This window comes from Variovorax sp. LjRoot290 (genome assembly GCF_964253985.1).
Classification (GTDB): Bacteria; Pseudomonadota; Gammaproteobacteria; order Burkholderiales; family Burkholderiaceae_C; genus Variovorax.
Map to the genome: position 1 here is coordinate 5,599,631 of NZ_CAXURW020000001.1, position 25,850 is coordinate 5,625,480.

General features: G+C 67.0%; 28 protein-coding genes. 12 read left to right on the plus strand and 16 right to left on the minus strand.

Going from position 1 to position 25,850, the window contains the following annotated elements; genetic code table 11:
* Positions 1-11: 11 nt before the first annotated feature.
* The 7 genes from ACSQ9A_RS27605 to sucC all read right to left on the minus strand — a co-directional run bounded on the left by ACSQ9A_RS27605 (position 12) and on the right by sucC (position 6,038).
* Positions 12-473, minus strand: coding sequence for a pilin (locus ACSQ9A_RS27605; protein WP_436306375.1), 462 nt, complete (start codon positions 471-473; stop codon positions 12-14).
* 204 nt (positions 474-677) lie between these two features.
* Positions 678-1,484: a 3',5'-cyclic-nucleotide phosphodiesterase gene (locus ACSQ9A_RS27610; RefSeq protein WP_436306037.1), complete on the minus strand. Its 807-nt coding sequence runs from the start codon at positions 1,482-1,484 to the stop codon at positions 678-680.
* Between the two features lie 190 nt (positions 1,485-1,674).
* Positions 1,675-2,325: an FHA domain-containing protein gene (locus ACSQ9A_RS27615; RefSeq protein ID WP_436306038.1), complete on the minus strand. Its 651-nt coding sequence runs from the start codon at positions 2,323-2,325 to the stop codon at positions 1,675-1,677.
* Positions 2,326-2,354: 29 nt separating this feature from the next.
* Positions 2,355-3,164, minus strand: a complete 810-nt coding sequence (locus ACSQ9A_RS27620; RefSeq protein ID WP_436306039.1) for a Stp1/IreP family PP2C-type Ser/Thr phosphatase — start codon at positions 3,162-3,164, stop codon at positions 2,355-2,357.
* Positions 3,165-3,194: 30 nt separating this feature from the next.
* Complete coding sequence (locus ACSQ9A_RS27625) at positions 3,195-3,878, minus strand: TerC family protein (protein ID WP_436306040.1); 684 nt, start codon at positions 3,876-3,878, stop codon at positions 3,195-3,197.
* Between the two features lie 90 nt (positions 3,879-3,968).
* The gene (gene sucD / locus ACSQ9A_RS27630; RefSeq protein ID WP_214694940.1) at positions 3,969-4,862 is read right to left on the minus strand and encodes a succinate--CoA ligase subunit alpha; all 894 of its coding nucleotides are present in this window, start codon (positions 4,860-4,862) and stop codon (positions 3,969-3,971) included.
* A gap of 9 nt (positions 4,863-4,871) precedes the next feature.
* Positions 4,872-6,038, minus strand: coding sequence for an ADP-forming succinate--CoA ligase subunit beta (gene sucC / locus ACSQ9A_RS27635; protein WP_214694938.1), 1,167 nt, complete (start codon positions 6,036-6,038; stop codon positions 4,872-4,874).
* Positions 6,039-6,229: 191 nt separating this feature from the next.
* Between sucC and argC the strand changes: the two genes are divergently transcribed.
* Positions 6,230-7,159 carry an N-acetyl-gamma-glutamyl-phosphate reductase gene (argC, locus tag ACSQ9A_RS27640; RefSeq protein ID WP_436306041.1) on the plus strand — a complete coding sequence of 310 codons (930 nt, stop codon included), beginning with the start codon at positions 6,230-6,232 and terminating at the stop codon, positions 7,157-7,159.
* Positions 7,160-7,189: 30 nt separating this feature from the next.
* Here the strand turns inward: argC and recX are convergent, their stop codons facing one another.
* Positions 7,190-7,639: a recombination regulator RecX gene (gene recX, locus ACSQ9A_RS27645; RefSeq protein WP_436306042.1), complete on the minus strand. Its 450-nt coding sequence runs from the start codon at positions 7,637-7,639 to the stop codon at positions 7,190-7,192.
* A gap of 10 nt (positions 7,640-7,649) precedes the next feature.
* A complete protein-coding gene (gene recA / locus ACSQ9A_RS27650; protein ID WP_436306043.1) occupies positions 7,650-8,717 on the minus strand; it encodes a recombinase RecA in 1,068 nt (355 codons plus the stop codon).
* 147 nt (positions 8,718-8,864) lie between these two features.
* Between recA and ACSQ9A_RS27655 the strand changes: the two genes are divergently transcribed.
* The 3 genes from ACSQ9A_RS27655 to ACSQ9A_RS27665 are packed head-to-tail and all read left to right on the plus strand — an operon-like array spanning position 8,865 to position 11,511.
* Entirely contained in the window at positions 8,865-9,350 is a 486-nt protein-coding gene (locus tag ACSQ9A_RS27655) for a MarR family winged helix-turn-helix transcriptional regulator (protein ID WP_436306044.1), read from the plus strand.
* 24 nt (positions 9,351-9,374) lie between these two features.
* On the plus strand, positions 9,375-10,046 hold the full coding sequence (locus ACSQ9A_RS27660) for a response regulator (protein WP_086920396.1): 672 nt from the start codon (positions 9,375-9,377) through the stop codon (positions 10,044-10,046).
* A 16-nt stretch (positions 10,047-10,062) separates the two neighbouring features.
* Positions 10,063-11,511 carry a sensor histidine kinase N-terminal domain-containing protein gene (locus ACSQ9A_RS27665; protein WP_436306045.1) on the plus strand — a complete coding sequence of 483 codons (1,449 nt, stop codon included), beginning with the start codon at positions 10,063-10,065 and terminating at the stop codon, positions 11,509-11,511.
* On the opposite strand, the gene ACSQ9A_RS27670 is transcribed toward ACSQ9A_RS27665, so the two are convergent.
* The 3 genes from ACSQ9A_RS27670 to ACSQ9A_RS27680 are packed head-to-tail and all read right to left on the minus strand — an operon-like array spanning position 11,508 to position 13,044.
* Positions 11,508-11,705: a sporulation protein gene (locus ACSQ9A_RS27670; RefSeq protein WP_093108540.1), complete on the minus strand. Its 198-nt coding sequence runs from the start codon at positions 11,703-11,705 to the stop codon at positions 11,508-11,510. The genes ACSQ9A_RS27665 and ACSQ9A_RS27670 overlap by 4 nt on opposite strands.
* A 2-nt stretch (positions 11,706-11,707) precedes the next feature.
* Positions 11,708-12,496, minus strand: coding sequence for a biotin--[acetyl-CoA-carboxylase] ligase (locus ACSQ9A_RS27675; RefSeq protein WP_436306046.1), 789 nt, complete (start codon positions 12,494-12,496; stop codon positions 11,708-11,710).
* Between the two features lie 2 nt (positions 12,497-12,498).
* Positions 12,499-13,044: an SET domain-containing protein gene (locus ACSQ9A_RS27680; protein WP_436306047.1), complete on the minus strand. Its 546-nt coding sequence runs from the start codon at positions 13,042-13,044 to the stop codon at positions 12,499-12,501.
* 202 nt (positions 13,045-13,246) lie between these two features.
* Here ACSQ9A_RS27680 and ACSQ9A_RS27685 point away from each other — a divergent pair, with 202 nt between their 5' ends.
* Positions 13,247-16,186 (plus strand): DNA topoisomerase III, encoded by a 2,940-nt coding sequence (locus ACSQ9A_RS27685; protein WP_436306048.1) that lies wholly within the window; start codon positions 13,247-13,249, stop codon positions 16,184-16,186.
* Positions 16,187-16,203: 17 nt separating this feature from the next.
* The gene (locus tag ACSQ9A_RS27690) at positions 16,204-16,371 is read left to right on the plus strand and encodes a hypothetical protein (protein WP_170855640.1); all 168 of its coding nucleotides are present in this window, start codon (positions 16,204-16,206) and stop codon (positions 16,369-16,371) included.
* A gap of 7 nt (positions 16,372-16,378) precedes the next feature.
* Here the strand turns inward: ACSQ9A_RS27690 and ACSQ9A_RS27695 are convergent, their stop codons facing one another.
* The gene (locus ACSQ9A_RS27695; RefSeq protein ID WP_436306049.1) at positions 16,379-17,260 is read right to left on the minus strand and encodes a gamma-glutamyl-gamma-aminobutyrate hydrolase family protein; all 882 of its coding nucleotides are present in this window, start codon (positions 17,258-17,260) and stop codon (positions 16,379-16,381) included.
* Positions 17,261-17,425: 165 nt separating this feature from the next.
* Here ACSQ9A_RS27695 and ACSQ9A_RS27700 point away from each other — a divergent pair, with 165 nt between their 5' ends.
* Positions 17,426-18,484, plus strand: a complete 1,059-nt coding sequence (locus tag ACSQ9A_RS27700) for a sugar phosphate isomerase/epimerase family protein (protein WP_436306050.1) — start codon at positions 17,426-17,428, stop codon at positions 18,482-18,484.
* Between the two features lie 4 nt (positions 18,485-18,488).
* On the opposite strand, the gene ACSQ9A_RS27705 is transcribed toward ACSQ9A_RS27700, so the two are convergent.
* Together ACSQ9A_RS27705 and ACSQ9A_RS27710 are read right to left on the minus strand one after the other, a co-directional pair.
* Complete coding sequence (locus ACSQ9A_RS27705) at positions 18,489-19,550, minus strand: S1C family serine protease (protein ID WP_436306051.1); 1,062 nt, start codon at positions 19,548-19,550, stop codon at positions 18,489-18,491.
* 68 nt (positions 19,551-19,618) lie between these two features.
* On the minus strand, positions 19,619-21,070 hold the full coding sequence (locus ACSQ9A_RS27710; RefSeq protein WP_436306052.1) for a PLP-dependent aminotransferase family protein: 1,452 nt from the start codon (positions 21,068-21,070) through the stop codon (positions 19,619-19,621).
* A gap of 82 nt (positions 21,071-21,152) precedes the next feature.
* On the opposite strand from ACSQ9A_RS27710, the gene ACSQ9A_RS27715 reads away from it, so the two are divergent.
* The 5 genes from ACSQ9A_RS27715 to ACSQ9A_RS27735 all read left to right on the plus strand — a co-directional run bounded on the left by ACSQ9A_RS27715 (position 21,153) and on the right by ACSQ9A_RS27735 (position 25,051).
* Positions 21,153-22,379, plus strand: coding sequence for an MFS transporter (locus tag ACSQ9A_RS27715; protein ID WP_436306053.1), 1,227 nt, complete (start codon positions 21,153-21,155; stop codon positions 22,377-22,379).
* Between the two features lie 401 nt (positions 22,380-22,780).
* Positions 22,781-23,050 (plus strand): translation initiation factor IF-1, encoded by a 270-nt coding sequence (gene infA, locus ACSQ9A_RS27720; protein ID WP_028249914.1) that lies wholly within the window; start codon positions 22,781-22,783, stop codon positions 23,048-23,050.
* Positions 23,051-23,060: 10 nt separating this feature from the next.
* Positions 23,061-24,458: an ATP-dependent RNA helicase DbpA gene (gene dbpA / locus ACSQ9A_RS27725; RefSeq protein WP_436306054.1), complete on the plus strand. Its 1,398-nt coding sequence runs from the start codon at positions 23,061-23,063 to the stop codon at positions 24,456-24,458.
* A gap of 34 nt (positions 24,459-24,492) precedes the next feature.
* A complete protein-coding gene (locus tag ACSQ9A_RS27730) occupies positions 24,493-24,663 on the plus strand; it encodes a hypothetical protein (protein WP_170855639.1) in 171 nt (56 codons plus the stop codon).
* 58 nt (positions 24,664-24,721) lie between these two features.
* On the plus strand, positions 24,722-25,051 hold the full coding sequence (locus tag ACSQ9A_RS27735) for a hypothetical protein (protein WP_436306055.1): 330 nt from the start codon (positions 24,722-24,724) through the stop codon (positions 25,049-25,051).
* Between the two features lie 49 nt (positions 25,052-25,100).
* On the opposite strand, the gene ACSQ9A_RS27740 is transcribed toward ACSQ9A_RS27735, so the two are convergent.
* Positions 25,101-25,823, minus strand: coding sequence for a TetR/AcrR family transcriptional regulator (locus ACSQ9A_RS27740; RefSeq protein ID WP_436306056.1), 723 nt, complete (start codon positions 25,821-25,823; stop codon positions 25,101-25,103).
* Positions 25,824-25,850: the final 27 nt, after the last annotated feature.

Here is a 25,850-nt window from a genome sequence, read left to right on the forward strand (position 1 = left end):
GTCAAGTCAGCTTAGATGCGACATTCATTGGGGACGTATTTGTTCTTCGCAGCAGCCGACACTTTGCACACCCACTTGATGGGGCCTGACGGCAGGGTACCGTTGACCAAAGCTACGCCATTGGCGGTCGGGGTCAGCGTGATGCTCAAAGCTCCTGCATTAGCAGTGGTTGTGAGCGAAATAACGCCCGTACCGATAGCTGTGGACATGACTTCGAGATTTTTCAGCCCCGATCCAAGTGCGATGTCGTCGACGCCAGCATTGAGAGAAGCGCCATTGGCAGCATTTTCACCAATGGTCGATTTTGCGCCAGATGCGATAACCAGTGCTTCAGTCACACGCGCACGCACTGTGTAGTCCTGATACGCCGGCAGCGCCACAGCAGCCAAGATACCGATGATCGCCACAACGATCATCAATTCGATAAGGGTGAAACCCTTTTGCACGTTGCGTGCGATGGAACGACGGTTCATTTCAAGAAACTCCAGTTGGTTGAAGGACCCGAGGAAGGCCCCCGGTGCGTTCAACCTCCGCAGCATCTGTGCCATCCCGGCTGCTCGCCTCTGAAGCAAACCTTGGTGTGCATTTGTTCACGCCGGAGTTACAACAGGTGACACAACCTGTTGCATATGCCACACGCGGGATGACAAATTTTGTCAGTCAACCACCCACAGTGGTCAGACCTGCAGCACCCCCGCCGCCTCCAGCCACCGAATGTCCCACCCCTTCGTGCCATGCGTCTGCGAGCCGTCGGCCAGCATGTCGATCTGGCTCATGATTTCTTCGGTTTCAGCCGGCTTGGTGTGCGTGATGTAGATCGGATAACTCTTGCCGGGGGCGATATGGGCCAGTTCGTCGGCCAAAGTCGCGGGCGACAAATGCAAGCTGCGCTGCGCCAAAGCCTGCTCCCGATTGCTAAAAGCCGTTTCAATGACCAGCATACCCACATCAAGCTGGTTCACCCGCAGCCAGAAGGCCGGATTACGCTCGGTGTCCCCGCTGAAAACCCAGTTCGGCCCGCCCTCGGCGCAGCGCACCGCGTAGCCGCAGGCCGGTACGGTGTGCACGGCCGGCAGCACTTCGATGTTCTTGAGCGCCCGGGTTCCCAACTCGAACTGCTGACCAACCACGATGTCATGAAAGCTCACAAACGGCGCCTCGCGACTTGGAATGCTCGCGAAATCCGGCCAAATGACGTTGTTGAACACATGGGCGCGCAGCGCCTCGATAGTTGCGCGCAGCGCATGCACGCGCAGCGGCTTGTTGCGGCAGCTGGCCACGGCGTCGATCATCAGGGGCAGCGCGGCGATGTGGTCCAGGTGCGAATGGGTGAGCACCACATCGTCGATGGCGGCCATTTCGTCCAAGCTCAGGTCGCCGACGCCGGTGCCGGCGTCGACCAGCAGGTCGCTGTCGACCAGGAATGACGTCGTGCGGCAGTCCTTGGCGATGGCGCCCGAGCAACCCAACACGCGCACCTGCATATGCGAGGCCTTTTGTTTTCTATTTGGTTTCGAACCGGGTTGCACCATCCCAGTTCTGGTCTTTGGGCTGCAACGCTATCGAGGCTAAACGCTGCGCGTACAGCTGGTAAAGGAATTTTTTGGCATCTACAGCCGGCAGTGGGGTCAAGCCTCTGGCCCGTACCAAAGCCTCGGCGCGGCCGGCCGTCGCTCAGCCGGCGACGAACTGCATCCGCGTGCCGCCGAGTTCGAGGACGTCGCCGTCCTGCAGGGCGACGGCCTCGTTGCCGAGCGGTTCGCCGTTGAGCTCGGTGCCGCCGTCGATGGGCGCCACCACGTAGCCGTGCAGGCGCCGCGTGACGGCGGCGACGGCCACGCCGGGCTTGCCGATCGTGGTGACGACCTTCTGCAGGGAGAGTTCGCGCCCGGCGCCGCTGCCCGACAGGACGCGCATGACAGCCACGCCGGTGCCGCCGCCGAAGGGCTGATGCACCGTGGGTGCGGAACTGAGGGGAATCGGGCCCGACGGTGCCGGCGCGATGTGCGGCGCCGGCCCGGCCCCTTCGGGGGCGCCGCTGGCCACCAGGTAGCGGATCTTGTACTTGCCGACCTCGACGACGTCGTTGTGCTCGAGCGCCTGCTTCTTGACGGCACGCCCATTGATGTAGGTGCCGTTGGTGCTGTTGAGATCTTCCAGGTAGACGTCGCCGCCGATCATGTGCAGCACGGCGTGCTCACCGCTGATCGCCAGATTGTCGATCACGATGTCGTTGTACGGCCGCCGTCCCAGCGTGGTGCGGTCCTTGGCGAGCGTCACCTCCTTGATGACGACACCGTCGATCGAAACGATCATTTTCGGCATGGCCGACTCCTGGATCTCATTTTTTTGGGCTATCCGGATGCCTCGAGCGCTTCACCTGAGCCTGCCCGGGCGAGGACAACCGAAATGTTGTCCCTGCCCCCATTGTCATTCGCAGTTGAAACCAAAAGTGTTGCTTTCTCCGAAAGGCCGATATCTTGTAACAAAAGCGTGAAAAGCTGCGCGTCGGGGACCATCTCGCTCAGCCCATCGGAACATAGCAGGAAAAGGTCCCCGGGTTTCACGTTGTGCTCGTGCATTTCGAGTTCGACATGGCGTTCGATGCCGAGCGCCCGCGTCACCAGGTTGCGGTGCGGCGACTGGATGGCCTGCTCGGGCGTGATCGCTCCAGCGTCGAGCTGCTCCTGCAGCAGCGAATGGTCGCGCGTGAGCTGTTCGAGCTTTTCGTTGCGCAGCCGGTAGCAGCGCGAGTCGCCGATGTGGCCGACGATCGCGCGCTTGGACCCGAAGGCGGCCAGCACGAGCGTGGTGCCCATGCCCTGCAGCTGCATGTTCGCGACGCCGGCTTCGAGGATGGCCGCGTTGGCCTCGTCGGTACCGGCCTGCAGCGCGCGGCGCACGGCCCGCGGGTTGGCGGTCGGCCCGGCGTGGGCCAGCCAGCGGCCGAAACTGGCTTGCAGCAAGGCGATGGCCATGCCGCTGGCCACCTCGCCGCCGTTGTAGCCGCCCATGCCGTCGGCCAGGAGAACCAGGCCCAGCGAGGCGTCGAAGGCGATCGTGTCTTCGTTGTTGGCGCGCACCCGGCCAGGGTCGGTGAGCGCGGCGAAGTCCCAGGTCAGCGAGCCGGTGTCAGGAGAAGCGGATACGCCCAGGTTCGCCATGAATCAGTGTGGTTGAGAGGGGCCGCTCGCTCAGTGCGCGGCGGCGGCCGCGCGCCTTTGCTGCCAGCGGCCGACAGCGACGACGAAGAATGCGCCGGCCGCGGCGCCTACATAGTGCAACCAGGGGTTGGCCGCCAGGGCGCCGCGCAAGGCGACGTCGCTCACGATGGTCTCGCCGCCGACCCAGCCGATCAGCGCGGCGCCCAGCATGATGATGATCGGGAAACGTTCCATGAGCTTGATCATGAGGGTACTGCCGAAAATTACCAACGGGATGCTGATGGCCAAGCCCAGCACCAGCAGCACCATGCTGCCCTGCGCCGCGGCGGCGACCGCGATCACGTTGTCCAGGCTCATGACCAGGTCGGCCAGCAGGATGGTCCGCACCGCGGCGAGCATGCTGCCGTATTCCTTTTCCTCGCCGTTGTCGTTTTCCTCATCGCCGAGCAGCTGCACGCCGATCCACAGCAGCAGCGCGCCGCCGAGGATCTGCAGGTAGGGCAGCGCCAGCAGCTTGGCAGCAACCACGGTGAGCGCGATGCGCAGCACCACGGCCGCGCCCGAGCCGAACAGCACGGCCTTCTGCTGCTGCTGCGGCGGCAGCGAACGGGCAGCCATCGCGATCACCACCGCGTTGTCTCCCGAAAGAATGATGTTGATCCAGACAATTTTGACGAGCCCGATCCAGAAATCGGCAGTTTGCAAATAATCCATGTCTCATATCCACTGTTATGTATTGAAAAAGCGCCCGCAACGTGAATTGCGAGCGCTTTTGTTCTTGTGTGGTCGAGGAACGCGGAAGTTTTAGAGCAGCGCCTTGAGGCGCTTGGCCAGCTCCGAGAAGTTTCGTGTGACCGTGAAACCGCACTCTTCCATGATGGCGAGCTTGGCATCCGCCGTGTCGGCGCCGCCTGAAATCAAGGCGCCTGCGTGGCCCATGCGCTTGCCCGGAGGGGCCGTCACGCCGGCGATGAAGCCGACGATCGGCTTCTTCATGTGGTCCTTGCACCAGCGCGCCGCGTCGGCTTCGTCGGGGCCGCCGATCTCGCCGATCATGATGACGGCGTCGGTGTCGGGGTCGTCGTTGAAGGCCTTCATCACGTCGATGTGCTTCAGCCCGTTGATCGGGTCGCCGCCGATGCCGACAGCGCTCGACTGGCCGAGGCCGATCTCGGTGAGCTGCGCCACGGCTTCATAGGTCAGCGTGCCGGAGCGGCTGACCACGCCGATGCGGCCCTTCTTGTGGATGTGGCCGGGCATGATGCCGATCTTGATCTCGTCGGGCGTGATCAGGCCAGGGCAGTTCGGGCCCAGCAGCAGCGTCTCTTTGCCGCCCGCGGCGACCTTGGCCTTCATCTTGTTGCGCACTTCGAGCATGTCGCGCACAGGGATGCCTTCGGTGATGCAGATCGCCATGTCGAGGTCGGCCTCGACGGCTTCCCAAATCGCGGCGGCAGCGCCGGCCGGCGGCACGTAGATCACCGACACGGTGGCGCCGGTTTGCGTCGCAGCTTCCTTCACCGAGCCGAAGATCGGGATGTTGAAGATCGACTCGCCGGCCTTCTTCGGGTTCACGCCGGCCACGAAGCAGTTCTTGCCGTTCGCGTATTCCTGGCACTTCTCGGTGTGGAACTGACCGGTCTTGCCGGTGATGCCCTGGGTGATGACTTTGGTGTCTTTGTTGATGTAGATCGACATGGCGTTTCCTTAGGCTTTCTTCACTGCTGCCACGACCTTCTGGGCCGCTTCCGCCATGGTGTCTGCGCTGATGATGGGCAGGCCCGAATCGGCCAGCAGCTTCTTGCCCTCGACCTCGTTGGTGCCCTTCATGCGCACCACCAGCGGCACTTGCAGATTCACGGCCTTGCAGGCTGCGATCACGCCGGTGGCGATGGTGTCGCACTTCATGATGCCGCCGAAGATGTTGACGAGGATGGCCTCGACGTTCTTGTTCTTCAGCATGATCTTGAAGGCTTCGGTCACCTTCTCGGGGGTGGCGCCGCCGCCCACGTCGAGGAAGTTGGCCGGCTCGCCGCCGAACAGCTTGATGGTGTCCATGGTCGCCATCGCGAGGCCGGCGCCGTTCACCAGGCAGCCGATGTTGCCGTCCAGCGAGATGTAGGCGAGGTCGAACTTCGAGGCTTCGACTTCGGCCGCATCTTCTTCGTCGAGGTCGCGCAGGGCCACGATATCGGGGTGGCGGAACAGCGCGTTGCTGTCGAAGTTGAACTTGGCGTCCAGGGCGATGATGTTGCCCTTGCTGTCACGGTTGAGCGGGTTGATCTCGACCAGCGAGGCATCCGTCTCCATGTAGCAGGTGTAGAGCTTCTTGAAGATGTCCACGGCTTGCGCGGTGGAATCGGCCGGGATGCCGATGCCGTCGGCGATCTGCTTGGCCTGTGCGTCGGTCAGTCCGTCCTTGGGGTCGGCGAAGACGGTGATGATCTTTTCGGGCGACGAATGCGCGACTTCCTCGATGTCCATGCCGCCTTCGCTGGAAGCGATGAAGGCCACCTTCTGCGTCGCGCGGTCGGTGACGGCCGAGACGTAGTATTCCTTCTGGATGTCGGCGCCGTCCTCGATGTAGAGGCGGCGAACCTTCTGGCCTTCGGGGCCGGTCTGGTGGGTCTTGAGCTGCATGCCGAGGATGTCGCCGGCGAGCTTCTTGACGTCGTCGATGCTCTTGGCGACCTTCACGCCGCCGCCCTTGCCGCGGCCGCCCGCGTGGATCTGGGCCTTGACCACCCACACGGGGCCGCCGAGTTTCTGGGCGGCTTCGACCGCCTCCTGCACCGTGTATGCCGGAATGCCTCGCGGCACAGGCACGCCGAACTTGGCAAGAATTTCCTTGCCTTGGTACTCGTGAATCTTCATGAGGGTGTCTCTCGGAACGAGGTTGAGAACGGGAGAATTTGGCTGTTGTCCGCGGGCCACGGCGATTGGGGAATCGGGCGGCGGACAGCAGGCGACTGTATCATGGTGCGCCGCACCAACGGCCCGCCGTGGCTGCGGCCAATACGTAATTTCTTCTTACGCGACTTCCCAGGCAATCCGAGGCTTCCACCATGCCCAAGGTCTTCATCGACGGCGAAGCCGGCACCACCGGCCTCCAGATTCGCGAGCGGCTTCAGAAGATGCCGCAGATCGAACTCGTGAGCATCGCGCCGGAGCTGCGAAAGGACGTGGCCGCCAAGCGCGAGCTGATGGCCGGCGTCGACCTGGTGGTGCTCTGCCTGCACGACGATGCCGCGCGCGAGTCGGTGGCGCTCATCGACCAGCTCGAAGGCCAGGGCCGCCGCCCCAAGATCATCGACGCCTCGACCGCGCACCGCACCGCCGCAGGCTGGGTGTTCGGCTTCCCCGAACTGGTGGCCGGCCAGAAGGAGGCCGTGGCCAAGGCCGAGCGCGTGGCCAACCCCGGCTGCTACGCGACCGGCGCGATCGCGATCGTCCGCCCGCTGGTCGATGCCGGCCTGCTGCCGGCCGACCATGCGATCGCCCTGCCCTCCGTCAGCGGCTACTCGGGCGGCGGCCGCACCATGATCGAGGCCTACGAGGGCGGAAAGGCACCGCTGTTCGAGACCTACGCGCTGGGCCTCAAGCACAAGCACATCCCCGAGATCATGAAGTACACCGGCCTCACGCGCCGGCCGGTGTTCATCCCCTCGGTCGGCAATTTCAAGCAAGGCATGCTGGTGCAGCTGCCGCTGCACCTGGACGAGCTGCCCGGCCGGCCCAAGGCGGGCGACCTGCAGGAGGCGCTGGCCGCGCACTACGCGAAGAGCAACACGCCCGAAAAGTTCGTGAAGGTGCTGCCGCCCACCGAGGACGGCAAGATCGACGCCCTCGCGCTCAACGACACCAACGAGCTCGAGATCCGCGTGTTCCCGAACGAGGACCACCGCCATGCCGTCGTCATCGCGCGGCTGGACAACCTGGGCAAGGGCGCCAGCGGCGCCGCGGTGCAGAACCTCAAGCTGATGCTGGGGCTGTAAGCCCGCGCAGCTGCATTTCGCGGCTGACCCTCACTCGTTAGGGTCGTACCGCAAGACGTTTGCCACGACGGCGCCGGCAAATCCACGCGCCAGCAGAAAGCGCGTCTGCTTCGCGCGCTCCGCCGCGTCATGCGGCAGCGTGCCGAAGCGCTGCCGCCACACTTCGAGCGCACGGTCGAACTCGCTGCCCGAGAGGCTTGCGAGCGCCTCGGCCACGGCTTCGGGCGCAACGCCCTTGTGCAGCAGCTCCTGGCGCACGCGCGCGGCGCCGTGCCGTGCCGCGCGCTGGTGCAGCACCGACTGCACCACCCTCGCCTCGCTGATGAAGTCTTTGGCGGCCAGCTCGTCGAGCGCACGCGCCAGCGTGCCGGGCTCTTCTTCGTACCTGGCCAGCTTGCGTTCGAGCTCGCTGCGCGAATGCTCGCGCTGGCTCAGGAGACGCAGGGCGCGGCCTTTGAGAGAAGGAGCGCTGAAAGCCATTGCACGAGGCTTACTTCTCGGCGGGCGTGACGTCTGCCGCTTCGGCCAGAAGCGGAATGCCCAGCGATTCGCGCACCTTGTTCTCGATCTCGCGCGAGAGCGCCGGGTTCTCGCGCAGGAACTCGCGCGCGTTGTCGCGGCCCTGTCCGATCTTCTCGCCGTTGTAGGCATACCAGGCGCCCGACTTGTCGACGATCTTGGCGTTCACGCCCATGTCGATGATTTCGCCCTCGCGGCTGATGCCCTCGCCGAACAGGATGTCGAACTCGGCCGTCTTGAAGGGCGGTGAAACCTTGTTCTTCACCACCTTGACCTTGGTCTCGTTGCCGATCGCCTCGTCGCCCTTCTTGATGGTGCCGATGCGGCGGATGTCCAGGCGCACCGAGGCGTAGAACTTCAGCGCATTGCCGCCGGTGGTGGTTTCGGGCGAGCCGAACATCACGCCGATCTTCATGCGGATCTGGTTGATGAAGATGACCATGCAGTTGGTCTTCTTGATGGTGGCGGTGAGCTTGCGCAGCGCCTGGCTCATCAGGCGGGCCTGCAGGCCGGGCAGCGAGTCGCCCATTTCGCCTTCGATTTCGGCCTTGGGCGTGAGCGCGGCGACCGAGTCGATCACGATCAGGTCGACCGCGCCGGAGCGCACCAGCGAATCGACGATTTCCAGCGCCTGCTCGCCGGTGTCGGGCTGGCTGATCAGCAGGTCCGACAGGTTGACGCCGAGCTTCTGCGCGTACTGCACGTCGAGCGCGTGCTCGGCATCGACGAAGGCGCAGGTGCCGGCCTGGCGCTGCATCTCGGCGATGACCTGCAGCGTGAGCGTGGTCTTGCCCGAGGATTCCGGACCGTAGATCTCGATCACGCGGCCGCGTGGCAAGCCGCCGACGCCGAGCGCGATGTCGAGGCCGAGCGAGCCGGTGGAGACCACCTGGATGTCTTCCAGCGCCTCGCCCTCGCCCAGCCGCATGATCGTGCCCTTGCCGAACTGCTTTTCGATCTGGGCCAGCGCGGCCTGCAGGGCCTTGGCCTTTTCGCTGCCTGCGACCGAGATGCTGGTGCCTTTGACGAGTGCGTCCATGTGGAAATCTCCTTGAATATCAACGGGTTGTGTTGGGTTCATTCAATCTGCTTTTAATCACAGGCTGGATGCTTGAACAGTAGTGTAGGGGTTGATGGATTCGAGTAAACCCATTTTTTAGTCAGTTTGCTTTACTATCGATGAGCCGTGACGGACCCTGCATTTCCGATCGACCCCGACGCTTGGCGTCAAACCCACCTGGGCCGCCTGCTGGGCCATGCCATGCGCCGCTTCGACGAGCGCGTGCTGGCGCTGATGGCGCACGATGCCGACGTGCCGCTGGCGCTGTCGAACCTCGCGGCGCGCGCGCAGGTGAGCGCGGCGCACATCCACATCACGCGCCATCTGTCGCGCGAAGGCTCGCGCCTGACCGAACTCGCCGAGCGCGCCGGCATGACCAAGCAGGCCATGGGCACGCTGGTCGACCAGTGCGAGGCCTGGGGCCTGGTGACGCGCGGCCCCGACCCGCTCGATGCGCGCGCGCGGCGCGTGCTGTTCACGGCCGACGGCCTCGCCTGGCTGGAAGCCTTCCGCCATGCCGTGGCGCAGGCAGAAAAAGAGTTCCGCGCCAGCGTCGGCGACGAGATCGCCACCGTGGTAACCATCGGTCTCGAAGCCTATGCCGCGGCCTAGAATCCCAGCGTCTGGAGACACGCCATGCGAATACTGATTGCGGAAGACGACCAGGTGCTGGCGGATGCCCTGCTGCGCAGTCTGCGCACCTCGGGTTCGGCCGTCGACCATGTGGCGACCGGTTCGCAGGCCGATGCCGCGCTGATGACCAACAGCGAATTCGATCTGCTGATCCTCGACCTCGGCCTGCCCAACATGCACGGCCTCGAAATCTTGAAGCGGCTGCGCGCCCGCGGCTCGCAGCTGCCGGTGCTGGTGCTGACGGCGGCCGACAGCGTCGAGGAACGCGTCAAGGGCCTGGACTACGGCGCCGACGACTACATGGCCAAGCCCTTCTCGCTGCAGGAACTCGAGGCGCGCGTGCGCGCGCTCACGCGGCGCGGCATGGGCGCCACCAGCAATGCGATCAAGCACGGCCCGCTGGTCTACGACCAGGCCGGCCGCGTGGCGACCATCGACGGCAAGATGATCGAGCTCTCGGCGCGCGAACTCGGCCTGCTCGAGGTGCTGCTGCAGCGCGCCGGCCGGCTGGTGAGCAAGGACCAGTTGGTCGAGCGGCTGTGCGAATGGGGCGAGGAAGTGAGCCTCAACGCGATCGAGGTCTACATCCATCGGCTGCGCAAGAAGATCGAGAAGGGCCCGATCCACATCGCCACCGTGCGCGGCCTCGGCTACTGCCTCGAGAAGATCCCGTGATTCCCCTGAGCCTTCGGTGAAGCTCTTCCAGCGCGCACAGCGCTCCCTTTTCGGCGAGATCCTCGATTGGATGCTCACGCCGCTGCTGCTGCTGGTGCCGGTCAGCATCGGCGTCACCTGGCTGGTCGCGCAGGGCATCGCCAACGCGCCCTTCGACCGCGAACTGCAACACAACCTCCGCACGCTGGCGAAGCTGGTGAACCTGCAGCAGGACGCGGCGCAGTTCGTGCTGCCGCAGGCGGCGCGGGAGATCCTGCGCGGCGACGACGCCGACCGCGTGTACTACCAGGTGCTGGACGGGCATGGCGAGCTGCTGAGCGGCGAGCGCGATGTCCCTTTTCCCCATACCGACGAGCCGCCGGTGACGGGCACCGTGTACCTGCGCGACGGCGAGATGCACGGCAAGCCGGTGCGCGTGGCCTCGCTCTGGGTGGCGGGCGCCACGGCCGACGAACCCCCGGTGCTGCTGCAGATGGCCGAGACGCGCGAGAAGCAGTCGGTGCTCGCCGCCGAGATCATCAGCGGCGTGCTGCTGCCCCAGTTCGCGATCCTGCCGCTCGCGGTGCTGCTGATCTGGCTCGCGCTGGTGCGCGGCATCAAGCCGCTGTCGGTGGTGGAGGCGCGCATCCGCGAGCGCCGGCCCGGCGACCTGAGCCCGCTCGACGAATCCTCGGTGCCGCTCGAGGTGGTGCCGCTGGTGCTGTCGGTCAACGACCTGCTGAGCAAGCTCAACGATTCCATCGGCACGCAGAAGCGCTTCCTGGCCGACGCGGCGCACCAGCTCAAGACGCCGCTCGCGGGCCTGCGCATGCAGGCCGACCTGGCGCAGCGCGAGGGCGCCAATGCGAACGAGCTCAAGCAGTCGCTCAAGCAGATCGGCCGCGCGAGCATGCGCGCCACGCACACGGTGAACCAGCTGCTGTCGCTGGCGCGCGCGGAGGGCAGCGGCGCCAGCATCGCGCGCCAGCCTTGCGACCTGGCGCGCCTCGCCATCGAGGTGGTGCGCGAAGCGGTGCCGCGTGCGATCGAGAAGCGCATCGACCTGGGCTACGACGGCGCCGAGGCGGGCGCGCCGGGCGTCGTGCTCGAGGGCAACCCGACGCTGCTCAAGGAGCTGGTGCGCAACCTGGTCGACAACGCCATCAACTACACGCCCTCGGTGCCCGAGCGGCCGGGCGTGATCACGGCCCGCGTGCTGGGCGATCCCTTCGGCCGCATCATCGTGCTGCAGATCGAGGACAACGGCCCCGGCATCGCCGAGCACGAACGCGAACTGGTGTTCGAGCCCTTCTACCGCGTGCTCGGCAACGAGGCCGACGGCTCGGGGCTGGGCCTGCCGATCGTGCGGGAGATCGCGCGGCAGCACCATGCGACGGTGCAGTTGGAAGACGCCCATCCGGGCCAGCGCCCACCGGGCACGCGCTTCAGCCTGCGCTTCGACGCCGACGGGGGCGACAACGCCTAAGGCTTCAGCGCAGCAGGCGCCTCGTCCTTGCGTATCTGCAGCAGCTGCGGCCGCAGCTGTTGCGCCAGCCGCTCCGGTTCGGTCTCGCTGAAGCGCGCCGGTGTCGTGCCGAACATGGCGAGACCGCCGCGGGTCCACGCGAAGTAGCCCACATTGGCCACCAGCAGCAGAAGAACCAGTGCGCGCAGCAACATGCCTACTGCACCGGCCGCACGCTGACTTCGGCGCTGGTGATCGTCTTCATGCCCGAGGCCGTCTGGACCAGGAGCTCGCCGCCCCAGCCCACGCCCTCGCAGCGGCCCACGGTGCCGTCGCTGAGCTGCACCTCGCGGCCGCGCAGGATGTCGCGCGCCGCGAAGCGCTCGGCAAAGGGCACGAAGCCACGCTCGCCGAACAGCAGCACGTCGTCCACCAGCGGCACCACGATCTCGCGCAGCAGCTCGGGCGCGGTGGCACGCGGGCGCCACTGCCGGATCCATGCCGGCGCGGTGCTGAGGCCCGCGGCCTCGCGCGGCCCGATGTTGAGGCCGATGCCGATCACCAGGTAGCGCTCGGCCGTGCCGTTCTGGGGCAGGGCGGTTTCGATCAGGATGCCGCCGAGCTTGCGGTCCTCGACCCACAGGTCGTTGGGCCACTTGAGCGCAATGCCCCCTGCCTTCGACGGGTCCAGGCTTTCCGCCACGCTGACGCCGACCGCGAGCGAAAGCCCCGACCAGTCCCTGGGCAAGAGCGGCAGGCCGAGCGAGAAGGTCAGCGAGGCGGGTTCGCCTGGCTGCTGTGCGCTCTGCCAGAGGCGCCCCATGCGGCCCCGGCCGGCGGTCTGCCGCTCGGCCACCAGCAGCACCGGCGACGAGCGGCCGTCGCGGGCGCGCCGCATCAGCTCGCTGCTGGTCGAATCGATCTCGGCAACGACCTCGACCGAAAGCCCCGGCAGCAGCGGGGCCAGGGCGGCGGCGAGCTCGTCTTCGAACCAGGGGGCGGCCATGGTCAGCGCTTGTCGTCCTTGCCGTTCTTCTTGGCCTTCTTCTTGTCCTTCTTTTTCTTCTTGTCTTTTTTCTTGTCGTCGGACTTGGGCGCCAGCAGGGTGCCGCGGCAGCTTTCGGAGCCGCACCAGCAGGGGAAGTCGGCCTTGAGCTTCTTCGTGTAGGGCTCGTCGATGATCAGCCCGTAGTCGTAGTTGAGCTCCTCGCCGGCCGCGATGTTGCGCAGTGCCTTGATGAAGACCCGGCCGTCGGTTTCGTCGGCCTCGCAGTTGGGCTCGCAGGAATGGTTGATCCAGCGCGCGGCATTGCCCTTCACGCCGCCGTCGATCACACGCCCGTCATCGATGTGGAAGTAGAAGGTATGGTTCGGCTGCGCCGGGTCGTGCGGATGGCGGCGCAAGGCCTCCTTCCAGGTGATGAGCTCGCCCTTGTATTCGATCAGCGTCTCGCCCTCGGCGAGGTCCTGCACGGCGAACACGCCGTTGCCGTGAACGCCGGAGCGCCGAGTCTGGATGCGGCGGCCGCCGGAAATAGGGGATTTGGAAGGCATCGCCGAAGTCTGTTAGTTTGAATATGTACGCATGCGCGTGCGCGTACGCACGCGAGAAGCGCCAGATTGTAGATGTGACCCCCACGCTCCCGCACTGCGTGTCGTCGCTGCCCCCGAGGGGGCGGCAGGCCGCCCGTCCGTGCGAAGCGCGGACTTCGCCGCGCTGGCGGCCCGGCGCCGGCCTGAATACGAGGAACTGTTAATGAAGACTTTGGTAATTGCAGAGAAGCCATCGGTGGCCCAGGACATCGTGCGCGCGCTCACGCCGGTGGCCGGCAAGTTCGACAAGCACGAGGAACATTTCGAGAACGAGAAGTACGTCGTCACCAGCGCCGTGGGCCACCTGGTCGAGATCCAGGCGCCGGAGGAGTTCGACGTGAAGCGCGGCAAGTGGAGCTTTGCCAACCTGCCGGTGATCCCGCCGCGCTTCGACCTGAAGCCGGTCGACAAGACCAAGACCCGCCTCAACGCGGTGGTGAAGCAGGCCAAGCGCAAGGACGTGACCCAGCTCATCAACGCCTGCGACGCGGGCCGCGAGGGCGAGTTGATCTTCCGCCTGATCGAACAGTACGCCGGCGGCAAGGCGCCGCTGGGCAAGCCGGTCAAGCGCCTGTGGCTGCAGTCGATGACCCCGCAGGCCATTCGCGACGGCTTCGACCAGCTGCGCAACGAGCAGCAGATGCAGGGCCTGGCCGATGCGGCGCGTTCGCGCTCCGAGGCCGACTGGCTGGTCGGCATCAACGGCACGCGCGCGATGACCGCGTTCAATTCGCGCGACGGCGGCTTCTTCCTCACCACCGTCGGCCGCGTGCAGACGCCGACGCTGTCGGTGGTAGTCGAGCGCGAAGAAAAAATCCGCAAGTTCGTGAGCCGCGACTACTGGGAGGTGCACGGCAGCTTTGCCGCCGAGGCGGGCGAGTACCCCGGCAAGTGGTTCGATCCGAACTGGAAGAAGCCGCCGCCCGGCCCCGACGGCGCGCCCGATCCCGAGCAGCGCGCCGATCGCGTATGGAACGAACGCGACGCGACGGCCATCGCCGAGGCCGCGCGCGGCAAGCCCGCCAGCGTCACCGAGGAAAGCAAGCCCACCACGCAGGCCTCGCCGCTCTTGTTCGACCTGACCTCGCTGCAGCGCGAAGCCAACAGCCGCTTCGGCTTCAGCGCCAAGACCACGCTCGCGCTCGCGCAAAGCCTCTACGAGCGCCACAAGGCATTGACCTATCCGCGGACCGACTCGCGCGCGCTGCCCGAGGACTACCTGCCGGTGGTCAAGCAGACCATGGGCATGCTCGCCAACAGCGGCATGAAGCATCTCGCGCCCTTTGCGAAGCAGGCGCTCGACGACAACTACGTGAAGCCCTCGAAGCGCGTCTTCGACAACGCCAAGGTCAGCGATCACTTTGCGATCATCCCCACGCTGCAGGCGCCCAGCGGCCTGTCGGACGCCGAGCAGCGGCTCTACGACTTCGTGGTGCGGCGCTTCCTCTCGGTCTTCTTCCCGAGCGCCGAGTACCAGGTGACCACGCGCATCAGCACGGTGGAGCAGGGCGGCAGGAAGTACCCGTTCCGCACCGACGGCAAGGTGCTGGTCAAGCCGGGCTGGCTCGCGATCTACGGCAAGGAAGCGCAGGACGACGAGAAGGAAGACGACAAGGACGGCAAGCGGCTGGTGCCGGTCAAGCCCGGCGAGATGGTGCGCGCCGAATCGGTGGAGACCAAGGGACTCAAGACCCGTCCGCCCGCGCGCTATTCCGAAGCCACGCTGCTCGGCGCCATGGAAGGCGCGGGCAAGACCATCGACGACGACGAGCTGCGCGAGGCGATGCAGGAAAAAGGCCTGGGCACGCCGGCCACGCGCGCCGCGATCATCGAAGGGCTCTTGGCCGAGAAGTACATCCACCGCGAAGGCCGCGAACTCATTCCGACCGCCAAGGCCTTCCAGCTCATGACGCTGTTGCGCGGCCTCGGCGTGGAAGAACTCTCCAAGGCCGAGCTCACCGGCGAATGGGAACACAAGCTCGCGCAGATGGAGCACGGCAAGCTCAGCCGCGAAGCCTTCATGCGCGAGATCGCCGAGATGACGGAGCACATCGTCAAGAAGGCCAAGGAGTACGACCGCGACACCGTGCCCGGCGACTACGCGACACTGGCGACGCCGTGCCCCAACTGCGGCGGCGTGGTGAAGGAGAACTACCGCCGCTATGCCTGCACCGGCAAGTTGGGCCAGGAGCCCTGCGGCTTCTCCTTCGGCAAGTCACCGGCCGGCCGCACCTTCGAAGTGGCCGAGGCCGAGGCGCTGCTGCGCGACAAGCACATCGGCCCGCTCGAAGGCTTTCGCTCCAAGGCCGGCTGGCCCTTCGTCTCGGAGATCGTGCTCAAGTACGACGAGGAGGCGAAGAACTGGAAGCTCGAGTTCGACTTCGGCGACGACAAGAATGCCGAGAGCGGCGAGATCATCGACTTCAGCGGCCAGCAGTCGCTGGGCCCGTGCCCGAAGTGCGGCGCGCGCGTGTTCGAGAACGGCAGCAACTACATCTGCGAGAAGTCGGTGCCGACGACCGAGCAGCCGACGCCGAGCTGCGACTTCAAGACCGGCAAGATCATCCTGCAGCAGCCGGTGGAGCGCGCCCAGGTCGAGAAGCTGCTCGCCACCGGCAAGACCGACCTGCTCGACAAGTTCGTCTCGATGCGCACGCGCCGTCCGTTCAAGGCCTTCCTCGCCTGGAACAAGGACGAAGGCAAGGTGACTTTCGAGTTCGCGCCGCGCGACAGCAAGTTCCCGCCGCGCAAGACCTTTGCCAGGGCGGCGCCCGCGGCCGCAAAAAAGGTGGCTGCCGCGAAGACGAAGACGCCTGCAGCCAAGAAGGCCGCGCCCGCGAAGAAGGCCGCCGCGCCCAAGGCGCCACGCAAGCCGGGCGCCGGACTCAAGCCCAGCGAGGCCCTGGCCGCGGTGATCGGCGCGGAACCCGTGGCGCGCACCGAAGTCATCAAGAAGCTGTGGGACTACATCAAGGCCAACGGCCTGCAGGATGCGGCCAACAAGCGGGCCATCAACGCCGACGCCAAGCTCAAGCCGGTGTTCGGCAAGGACCAGGTGACGATGTTCGAGCTCGCGGGTATCGTGGGCAAGCACCTCGGCTGACCAAGAAGGAGATTCCTGTGAAGAAGCTCGTTTCCATGCTCCTCGTCGCGATCGCGCTCGGCACCGTCGCCGGTTGCGCATCGCGAGCTGTTGCCGACGGCGACCGCTCGGCCACCACCGGCGGCAGCGGCATCACGGTGTTCGGCACCATCGACGCGGCCGTCAGCGGAAGCCGCAACCGATAAGCAGCAACTAGCGCATCAGCAGCGCCTGCCGCAGCAGCCGCGCCGCGCGGTTGCGGATGCGGCCCGGCGCGCTGCGCAGCGGCCCCCGGGGGCTCACCTTCGCGGTCGCGCAGGCCCAGAGAAAGTCCTGCAGGATGGCCGTGTCGTCCACGGTCTCGGTGCTGCCGTACTTGTGGAACTCCGGATGCCACTGGGTGGCGGCGATGTAGCTGCGGCCGCGGTCGACCCGGCGGCGGATGGCTTCGGGCACGTGGTCGGGGATGCTCCAAGCGTCGACCTCGAAGCCGGGCGCGATGTCCTTCACGCCCTGGTGATGGATGCTGTTGACGCGCGCCGTCTCCATGCCCGGATAGAGCTTCGACAGGCGCGAGCCCGGCGTGATGCGGATGTCGTGGAAGTGCTGGTCGTAGGCCACCGGGTCGCGATGCCGGATGCCGCTGGGATGCTGCGCCTCGATATCCTGGTAGAGCGTGCCGCCGAAGGCCACGTTGATGAGCTGCAGGCCGCGGCAGACGCCGAAGATCGGCTTGCCGACTTCCTCGAAGGCCTCGACCAGCGCAAGGTCGTAAAGGTCGCGGACGCGGTCGCCGATCCAGGCGTCCTTCAGCGGCACCTCGCCGTAGCTGCCGGGCCAGACGTCGGCGCCGCCATGCATCACCACGCCGTCGAGCCACTCCGCATAGTGCGAGAGCTTGGTGTCGCCGCGCGCCGTTTCGCCGGTCGGGCAGGGCACCATCACCACCATCGCGCCGGCCGACATCAGCCAGTGCGCGATGGACTGCTCGACATACTGCAGCGTCTTGTTGGTGAACAGCGAACGCTCCGGGTCGGCGTGGGAGAAGCAGGCAGACAGGCCGATCTTGAGGCGTCCGGAAACGGTTTGTGGCATCGCAATCAAGGCTGGCGCCGCGCGGGCCGCGCCGCCCTTGGTGAACAGAAGAGTATTGTGAAACGTTCGAAAGGCCCGCGCAGACGACAGCCACCCGCAGCTGCGTCGGACAGCGCCGCGGAGATAGGATCGCCTCTTTTCTGTTCGTGACCCCAGGAGATACCCATGAAGACCATCAAGGGCCCGGCCATCTTCCTGGCCCAGTTCGCGGGTGACAGCGCACCCTTCGATTCGCTCGACACCATTGCCGCCTGGGCGGCGAGCCTCGGCTACAAGGGGGTACAGATCCCGAGCTGGGACGCCCGCCTCTTCGATCTCAAGACGGCCGCGGAAAGCAAGACCTATTGCGACGAAGTGAAGGGCATGCTGGAGCGGCACGGTATCGAGATCACCGAGCTCTCGACCCATCTGCAGGGCCAGCTGGTGGCCGTGCATCCGGCTTACGACGCCGGCTTCGACGGCTTCGCCGCACCAGAGGTGCGGAACAACCCGGCCCGGCGCCAGCAGTGGGCGGTGGAGCAGTTGCACCTGGCGGCCCGCGCCTCGGCCCATCTCGGGCTCACGGCGCATGCGACTTTCTCCGGCGCGCTCGCCTGGCCCTATCTTTATTCGTGGCCGCCGCGCCCGCCGGGACTGATCGAAGAGGCCTTCGACGAACTCGCGCGGCGCTGGCTGCCGATCCTCAATGCCTTCGACGATGCCGGCGTCGACGTCTGCTACGAGATCCATCCGGGCGAGGACCTGCACGACGGCGTGAGCTACGAGATGTTCCTCGAGCGCGTGGGCCAGCACCCGCGCGCCTGCCTGCTGTACGACCCGAGCCACTTCGTGCTGCAGCAACTCGACTACCTGGCCTACATCGACCACTACCACGAGCGCATCAAGATCTTTCACGTGAAGGATGCGGAGTTCAACCGGACCGGCAAGCAGGGCGTCTACGGCGGCTTCCAGTCATGGATCAACAGAGCAGGGCGCTTCCGCTCGCTGGGCGACGGCCAGGTCGACTTCAGGGCGATCTTCTCGAAGATGGCGGCCTCCGACTTCCCGGGCTGGGCGGTGCTCGAATGGGAGTGCTGCATCAAGCACCCCGAGGACGGCGCCCGCGAGGGTGCGAAATTCATCGCCGACCACATCATCCGCGTGGCCGACCGGGCCTTCGACGACTTCGCGGCCGGCGGCGTCGACACCGTGGCCAACAAGGGGATGCTGGGGATCGCGCCTTAAATCCCTAGATACCGGAAGGCTTGCGCAGGGTCTGCATGCGGTCGACCGCCTGGATCCGGATCTTGCGCGTCTCCGAGCCCTGCTGCACCGTGAGCACCACCTCCGCATCGGGTGCCGGCCGCTTCCAGAGCTGCTTGTAGAAGGCCTCGAGCGTGGCGACCTCGATGCCGTCGACCTCCAGCACCACGTCGCCGGGCTGAAGCCCCGCCGCCAGCGCGGGCCCCTGCCGGTCCACGCGCACGATCTGCACATGCCCGTCGCGTTCCGAGGACGAGAGGCCGAGCCAGGGCCGGATGCTCGCCCGCGTGCGGCCGGTGGACTGCATCTCCGCCAGCACCGGGCGCAGCAATTCGACCGGCACGAACATGTTGCCCGGCAGCGTGCGATCGGCGCCCGCGGCTTCCAGCACGAACAGGCTGCCGATGCCGACCAGCTCGCCGTTGCGGTTGAAGAGCGGTGCGCCGCTGTGGTTGGCCACCGGCGGGCTGGTGAAGAGCGCCGATTCGATGTGGTATTCCCAATAGCCCGAGAAAGGCCGCGTCGCGATCAGGCGCGTGAAGCCCACTTCGGTGCCGCTGCTGCTGCCGGTGGCAACCAGCAGCGGCTCGCCCAGCGTCAGGCCGGCGACGCCTGCCAGCGGCACCGGCTCGACGCCGCGCAGCGGCACCAGCGGGCGCAGCAGGCCGAATCCGGTCGCGAGGTCGTAGGCGACCTGGCGCGCAGGCAGCGTGCGATCGTCCTGCGTGATGACTTCGATGGTCTCGGCTTCCAGCAGCAGATAGCCGATGGTGAGGATCAGGCCTTCGGGCCCGATCACCACGCCGGAGCCCGATCGCCGCATCCCGAGGGTGTCGGCCGAGGTGGCGCCCTCGGTCGCGGTGATGCGCAGTGCGACGACCGCGTCGCCCGCGCGCTGGAGGGCCTGGACCTGCGGGGACACGGCTTCGGTCTGGCGCGGCGCGCCGGGGGTGGCGGCATGCGCCGCAGAGAGCACGGACAGAGCGAACAACCAGAGGGCGCTGGCGACCAACGCCCACAACCGTCGGGGCGATTCTCGAGTCTTCATGGCCGCGCTCCTTGGAACGAAGTTGAGTGTGATGGTGCGCCGCAAGCGACCAGCTCGCAAGTGGCCGACTACATCAACCCCACCAGGCGCTGGACAGCCTCCTCGATCCGCTGCGCATGGATCAACCCATAGCCGAACGCCAGCCCGTTCGTGCCCGTTCCCGCCAGCGCATAGCGCCCCAGCGAAGACAGCGCGATGCCCGCGCCGGCCGCGCGTTCCACCACCGTCTCGGCACGGCCGCGCCCGCGCAGCCAGGCCGACAGATGCAGCCCGGCCTCCGACGGAATCAGCTCGAGCCGCCCGGCTGCATGCCTGGAAAGGGCCTCCAGCAGGACGGTGCGCCGCTCGCCATAGACGCGGCGCATCTTGCGGATGTGGCGCGCCAGGTGTCCTTCGGCGATGAAGGCGGCCAACGCATCCTGGGCCAGCGCCGGGCTGTGCCAGTCGGCCAGTTCGCGCGCCTGCACCAGTGCCGCGCGCGCCCACAGCGGCGCGACCACGAAGCCCAGGCGCAGCGCCGGGAAGAGGCTTTTCGAAAAGGTGCCGACGTAGAAGACCGAGCCGGCGCGGTCGAGCGTCTGCAGCGCGTCGAGCGGTCGGCCGGCAAAGCGGAACTCGCTGTCGTAGTCGTCCTCGATCACCACCGCGCGACGCTCGCGCGCGAAGGCGAGCAGCTCGGCGCGGCGGCGCGGCGACATGACGGTGCCGAGCGGGAACTGGTGCGAAGGCGTCACGCAGATCACGCGCACATCCGACGGCAGCCGATCGACGCGCAAGCCCTCGCCGTCGAGCGGCACCGCCACCAGCCTGGCACCCGCTGCCGTCATGGCCTGGCCCAGCGGCGGATAGAACAGCTGCTCGACCGCCACCACCGTGCGGCCCGGCACAACCAGGATGCGCGCCAGCAGGTTGAAGGCCTGCTGCGCGCCGGCGGTGACGACCACGTCGGCCGCGGCGCAGGCCACCGCCCGCGTGAAAGACACATGCCGCGCGATCGCCTCGCGCAACGCGGGCTGCCCCTGTGGATCGGCGTAGTCGGCCGGCACGCGGGTGATCGCGCGCAGCGCGCGGTCGGAGAGCCGCCGCCAGATGTCGAAGGGGAAGGCGCCGGCCTCGGGCAGGCCGACGCGGAAGTCGTCGCGTGCCGGCGCGGTGTGCAGCACGGGCTCGCGCGCCATGCGCGGGCTGCGCAGGGAAACCAGCCGCGCATCGGGCCGCTCGGGCCGGCCGGCGACAGCAGCCGGCGCGCGCCGCGGACGCGGCAGCGTGTCGGCCACATAGGTGCCGGCGCCCGGCCGCGCCAGCAGATAGCCCTCGCTCAGCAGCAGATCGTAGGCCGCGACCACGGTGTTGCGCGAGATGCCAAGCGTGGCCGCGAGCGCGCGCGAGGCCGGCAGGCGCAGGCCGGGCTGCAGCCGGCCGTCGAGGATGGCGGCGCGCAGCTGCCGGTGCACCGCGCGCAGCAGATCGCGCGATCCCTCGGGCGGCAAGCCGATGGCCAGTTCGAAAATTGGCTCCATGAAGTTCGTCGATTGTGGATCTTTTTTTGGTCCACTTTCAATCCTATTCTCAAGCCATCGAGAACCTCACCAGGAGTACGAGATGCCCGAACTCTGCGCCACCCAGCCCCTCGCCGCACCGGCAACAACGCCCGCCCATCGCCTGCCATGGAGCCTCGCCTGGCTCGCGCTCGGCGCCTTCGCGATCGGCACCGAGAGCTTCATGATCGCGGGCCTGCTGCAGTTGCTGGCCGCCGATCTGCAAGTGAGCGCGGCCCGCGCCGGCCAGCTGGTCCTGCTGTTCGCGCTGAGCTATGCGATCGGCTCGCCGCTGATGGCGGCGCTGTTCGCGCGCGTCGAGCGCCGCCGGCTGCTGATCGCGGGCCTGGCCGCCTTTGCGACGATCGCGCTCGCGGGCTCGCTGGCGCAGAGCTTCGCGCAGCTGGCGCTGGTGCGCGTTGCGCTCGGGCTCACGGCCGGCGTGTTCCTGCCGACCGCAAGCGCGGTCGCGGCCTCGCTGACCGCTCCGAGCCTGCGCGGCCGCGCACTGGCCGTGGTGACCGGCGGCGGCACCGTCGCCGTCGCGCTCGGCGTGCCGCTCGGCGCCTGGATCGCGGGCTGGGGCGGCTGGCGCATGACCTATCTGCTGGTCGCCATCCTCGCGGCACTCGGCGCACTGGGCCTCGCCAACGGCCTGCCGAGGCAACTGCCGCGCGAAGCCCAAGACAATGAAGTCCGCTCGCCGGCCCTCGCCGCGGCGCGCCAGCCGGGCCTGCTGCCCGCGCTGCTGACCACGGTGCTGTGGGCCACCGGCGGCTTCAGCTTCTACACCTACATCTCGGTCTTCCTCACGCAGACGCTGGGCTTCGGCGCCGAAGGCGTGGGCGCGGTGCTTTGCGCGATCGGCGTGGCCGCGGCCGTCGGCACCGCTGCCGGCGGTTGGGCCACCGACCGCTTCGACGCCGACCGCGTCGCCCGGGCCTTCGCGCTGATGCTGGTCCTGATTCTCGGCGGCCTCTCCCTGGCGGCGCAGGCCCTGCCGCGCTCGGCCGCCGTGCCGGCGATCGTCATGCTCGCGACGCTCTGGGGTTTTGCCGGCTGGGGTTTCGGCCCGGCGCAGGCGATGCGGCTGATCCGCCTGGCACCCGCGCAGGCGCCGATGACGCTCTCGCTCAATGCCTCGGCGATCTACCTCGGCATCGCGTCCGGCTCCGCGCTCGGCGGGTTGGCGATCGATGCGATCGGCGTCGGCGCGCTCGGCTGGGTCGGCTCGGCTTGCCAGTTCGCGGGCCTGATGCTGCTGATGCGCGCAGCGCGTTCCGCTCGCTGAGCTCGCTACATTTTCGATAGCACTTCACGCAGGAAGGGCGGCATCTGCCGCCCTTCGCCTCGATCCGACGGTGCATTGCCAAGCAACAGTCATACCATCTCGGTTAGAATGCGGAGTTCGTTTCGATACCCGACGAAGTATTTCGTCACTCAGCCGGCTGACCTGGAATACCAGGCCCTTCACTCTCAAGCCGGCTCACACAGTGTGTTGGTGCGCCAGACCGGGCGCCCATGATTGCCACCACTGCCTTCGTACCGTTGAAGCGAACAGCGCGCTGTCCGCTCCGGTGGGCGCCATTTCCGGCCCGGCCTGCGCCCGTTTCACTGTTTGTTCGCGCATTGCGGCGTCGCAATGCGCAGGCGCCCGATTCGAACCATCTACACACACTATTCGGAGTCCTCATGCCCAAGGAAGAACTGATCGAAATGAACGGCGCAGTCACGGAAGTGCTGCCCGATTCCCGCTACCGCGTGACCCTGGACAACGGTCACCAGCTGATCGCCTACAGCGGCGGCAAGATGCGCAAGCACCACATCCGCATCCTGGCCGGCGACAAGGTGTCGCTGGAGCTGTCGCCCTACGACCTGACCAAGGGCCGCATCACCTTCCGCCACCTGGAACGCCGCGGCCCGCCGCCGGTCAACAGCGGCAACAACTCGCAGCGCCGCTGATCCTCTTGCCGTGACGGGTCCCGCCACCGACTTCGCCGCGCTGCCGCTGACGCCGCAGACGCTCGCGAACCTGAAGCAGCTCGGCTATCTGCAGATGACGCCGATCCAGGCGGCCAGCCTGCCGCCGGCGCTGCTCGGCCGTGACCTGATCGCGCAAGCCAAGACCGGCAGCGGCAAGACCGCCGCCTTCGCGCTGGCGCTCCTGGCCAATCTCAATCCGCGCCGCTTCGCGGTGCAGGCCCTGGTGCTGTGCCCGACGCGCGAGCTGGCCGACCAGGTGACGACCGAGATCCGCCGCCTGGCGCGCGCCGAAGAGAACATCAAGGTGGTCACGCTCTGCGGCGGCGTCGCATTGCGCGGGCAGCTCGCCAGCCTCGAGCACGGCGCCCACATCGTTGTCGGCACGCCGGGCCGCATCATGGATCACCTCGAGCGCGGCAGCCTCGATCTGGAAGCGCTCAACACGCTGGTGCTCGACGAGGCCGACCGCATGCTCGACATGGGCTTCTTCGACGACATCGCCAAGGTCGCGCGCCTGTGCCCCAAGGAGCGCCAGACCCTGCTGTTCTCCGCGACCTACCCCGAAGGCATCGCCCAGCTCAGCGCGCAGTTCATGAAGAACCCGCAGCAGATCACGGTGCAGGTGCAGCACGAGGAAGGCAAGATCCGCCAGCGCTGGTACGAGGTGAAGGACAGCGAACGGCTGCACGCCGTGAGCCTGCTCCTGAACCACTTCCGCCCGCCGAGCACGCTGGCCTTCTGCAACACCAAGCAGCAGTGCCGCGACCTGGTGCAGGTGCTGCAGGCCCAGGGCTTCAGCGCGCTGGCCCTGTTCGGCGAACTCGAGCAGCGCGAGCGCGACCAGGTGCTGGTGCAGTTCGCCAACCGCAGCTGCTCGGTGCTGGTCGCCACCGACGTGGCCGCGCGCGGGCTCGACATCGCGCAGCTCGAAGCCGTGATCAACGTCGATGTCACGCCCGACCCCGAGATCCACATCCACCGCATCGGCCGAACCGGCCGCGGCGACGCAGAAGGCCTGGCGCTCAGCCTGGCCAGCATGGACGAGATGGGCAGCGTCGGGAAGATCGAGCAGTTGCAGAGCCGCGAATCCGAATGGCATCCGCTGGCCGAGCTCTCGAGTGCGCAGGCCGAACCCCTGCAGCCGGCCATGGCCACGCTGCAGATCGTCGGCGGGCGCAAGGAGAAGATCCGCGCCGGCGACGTGCTGGGCGCGCTCACCGGCGAGGCCGGCTTCACGCGCGACCAGGTCGGCAAGATCAACGTCAACGAGTTTTCCACCTATGTGGCGGTCGATCGGCGCATCGCGCGCGAGGCCGTGCACAAGCTTTCCACCGGCCGCGTCAAGGGCAAGACCGTCAAGGTACGGTTGCTCGACGATGTGGCTTAATTACGCCCTTCGACCTTTTTTATCCGAGCTTTCCATGACCAAGAAAATCCGCACCGAGGCAGATCGCATTGCCACTCCCAAGCCCGTTCCGATGCCCGGCTACAGCCTGCCCAAGATGGGTGGCGGCCAGAAGGTCAGCCTCGAGCGCGGCACCGCGACCCGCAGCAAGAAGAACCCGGGCAAGCGGGCCAAGAAGGGCGGCTGAACGCGCCTCGCGCTTCATTGTCCAAGCTCCGGAATACGCGCCCTCGGGCGCGTTTTTCATGTCCGACGACTACCAGATCCACATCCCGCCTTCCTTCTTCGCGATCTACACCGACGCGAGGCAGCGCCTGCGTGAGCCGCTGGCCACCGTGCGGGCGCGCTACGAAGTGTGCGAGGACCTCGCCAACCACCTGGTGCAGCACGCGCAGCTGCTGCATCACGTCGAGGTGCCGTCGGAAGAAGAAATCCTCCTGCGCATCCATGCCGGGCTGAACTCGCCCGAGGCCGGCGTGTCCGCGGCAGAGGCTGGCTGGATCGTGCAGCGGCTGGCCGAGCTGCTCGGCTGGAACTGTCCGCCGCTCGACCATCACACCCACCGTTCGGGCTGAGCCCGTCGAGGCCTGTCCTGAGCTTGTCGAAGAAAACCCTTCGACAAGCTCAGGGGGAACGGTGGCGCGCAACCGGCGCCTCGCCCATGAGTGGAAAGGGCGGGAGCGGCCGATGCGCCACTTCCTTGGCCGCGGCGTGCTCCATGCCCAGTCCGCGCAACACGCAGGTCGCGACCTCGCGGCCATGGTTCGGCGGCGCCAGCCCCAGCGCCACGCTGCGCATGGCCTGTGCGACGGTGCCGTTGATCAGGTCCATCGCCGCCGCCTCGTTGGGAATGCGAAAAGCCTTCTGCTTCACGCCCAGGCGCAGGTCGGCCAGCACATAGTCGCGGATCTCGAGCAGCAGCTCGGGCGCCGCGGCCGCCACGTCCAGCATCATCAGCGCCCACTGCGGGCTCTGCTCGGCCAGCCAGATGTAGCGCTGGTTGCCGATCGCCATGCGCTGCGCGCCCTCGGCGATCCCTTGCTGGCTGTCGGCGATGCGGCGGCACAGCGTGTCGGCCAGCAGCAGCGCGACGGCGCTCGCGACTTCCTCCTTGGTCTTGAAGTGGTTGTAGACCGTGCCGGTCGTCATGCCCGCGACTGCCGCCAGTTCCTGCATGGTGGCGCCGGCGAAGCCGCGCGCCGTGAAGACCCGGATCGCCGCCTGCACCAGCTGCACCCGCGTGCGCTCGCGCTTCGCCAGGCCCAGCTGGGGCCGCCACACACTTTCGGCCAGGGCCTCTGGCAAAAGTGGTATGGACGGGTCGCCCAAATTCAGGACATCATTCATTTTTAGACGCATCCGTCATTTTTGCCC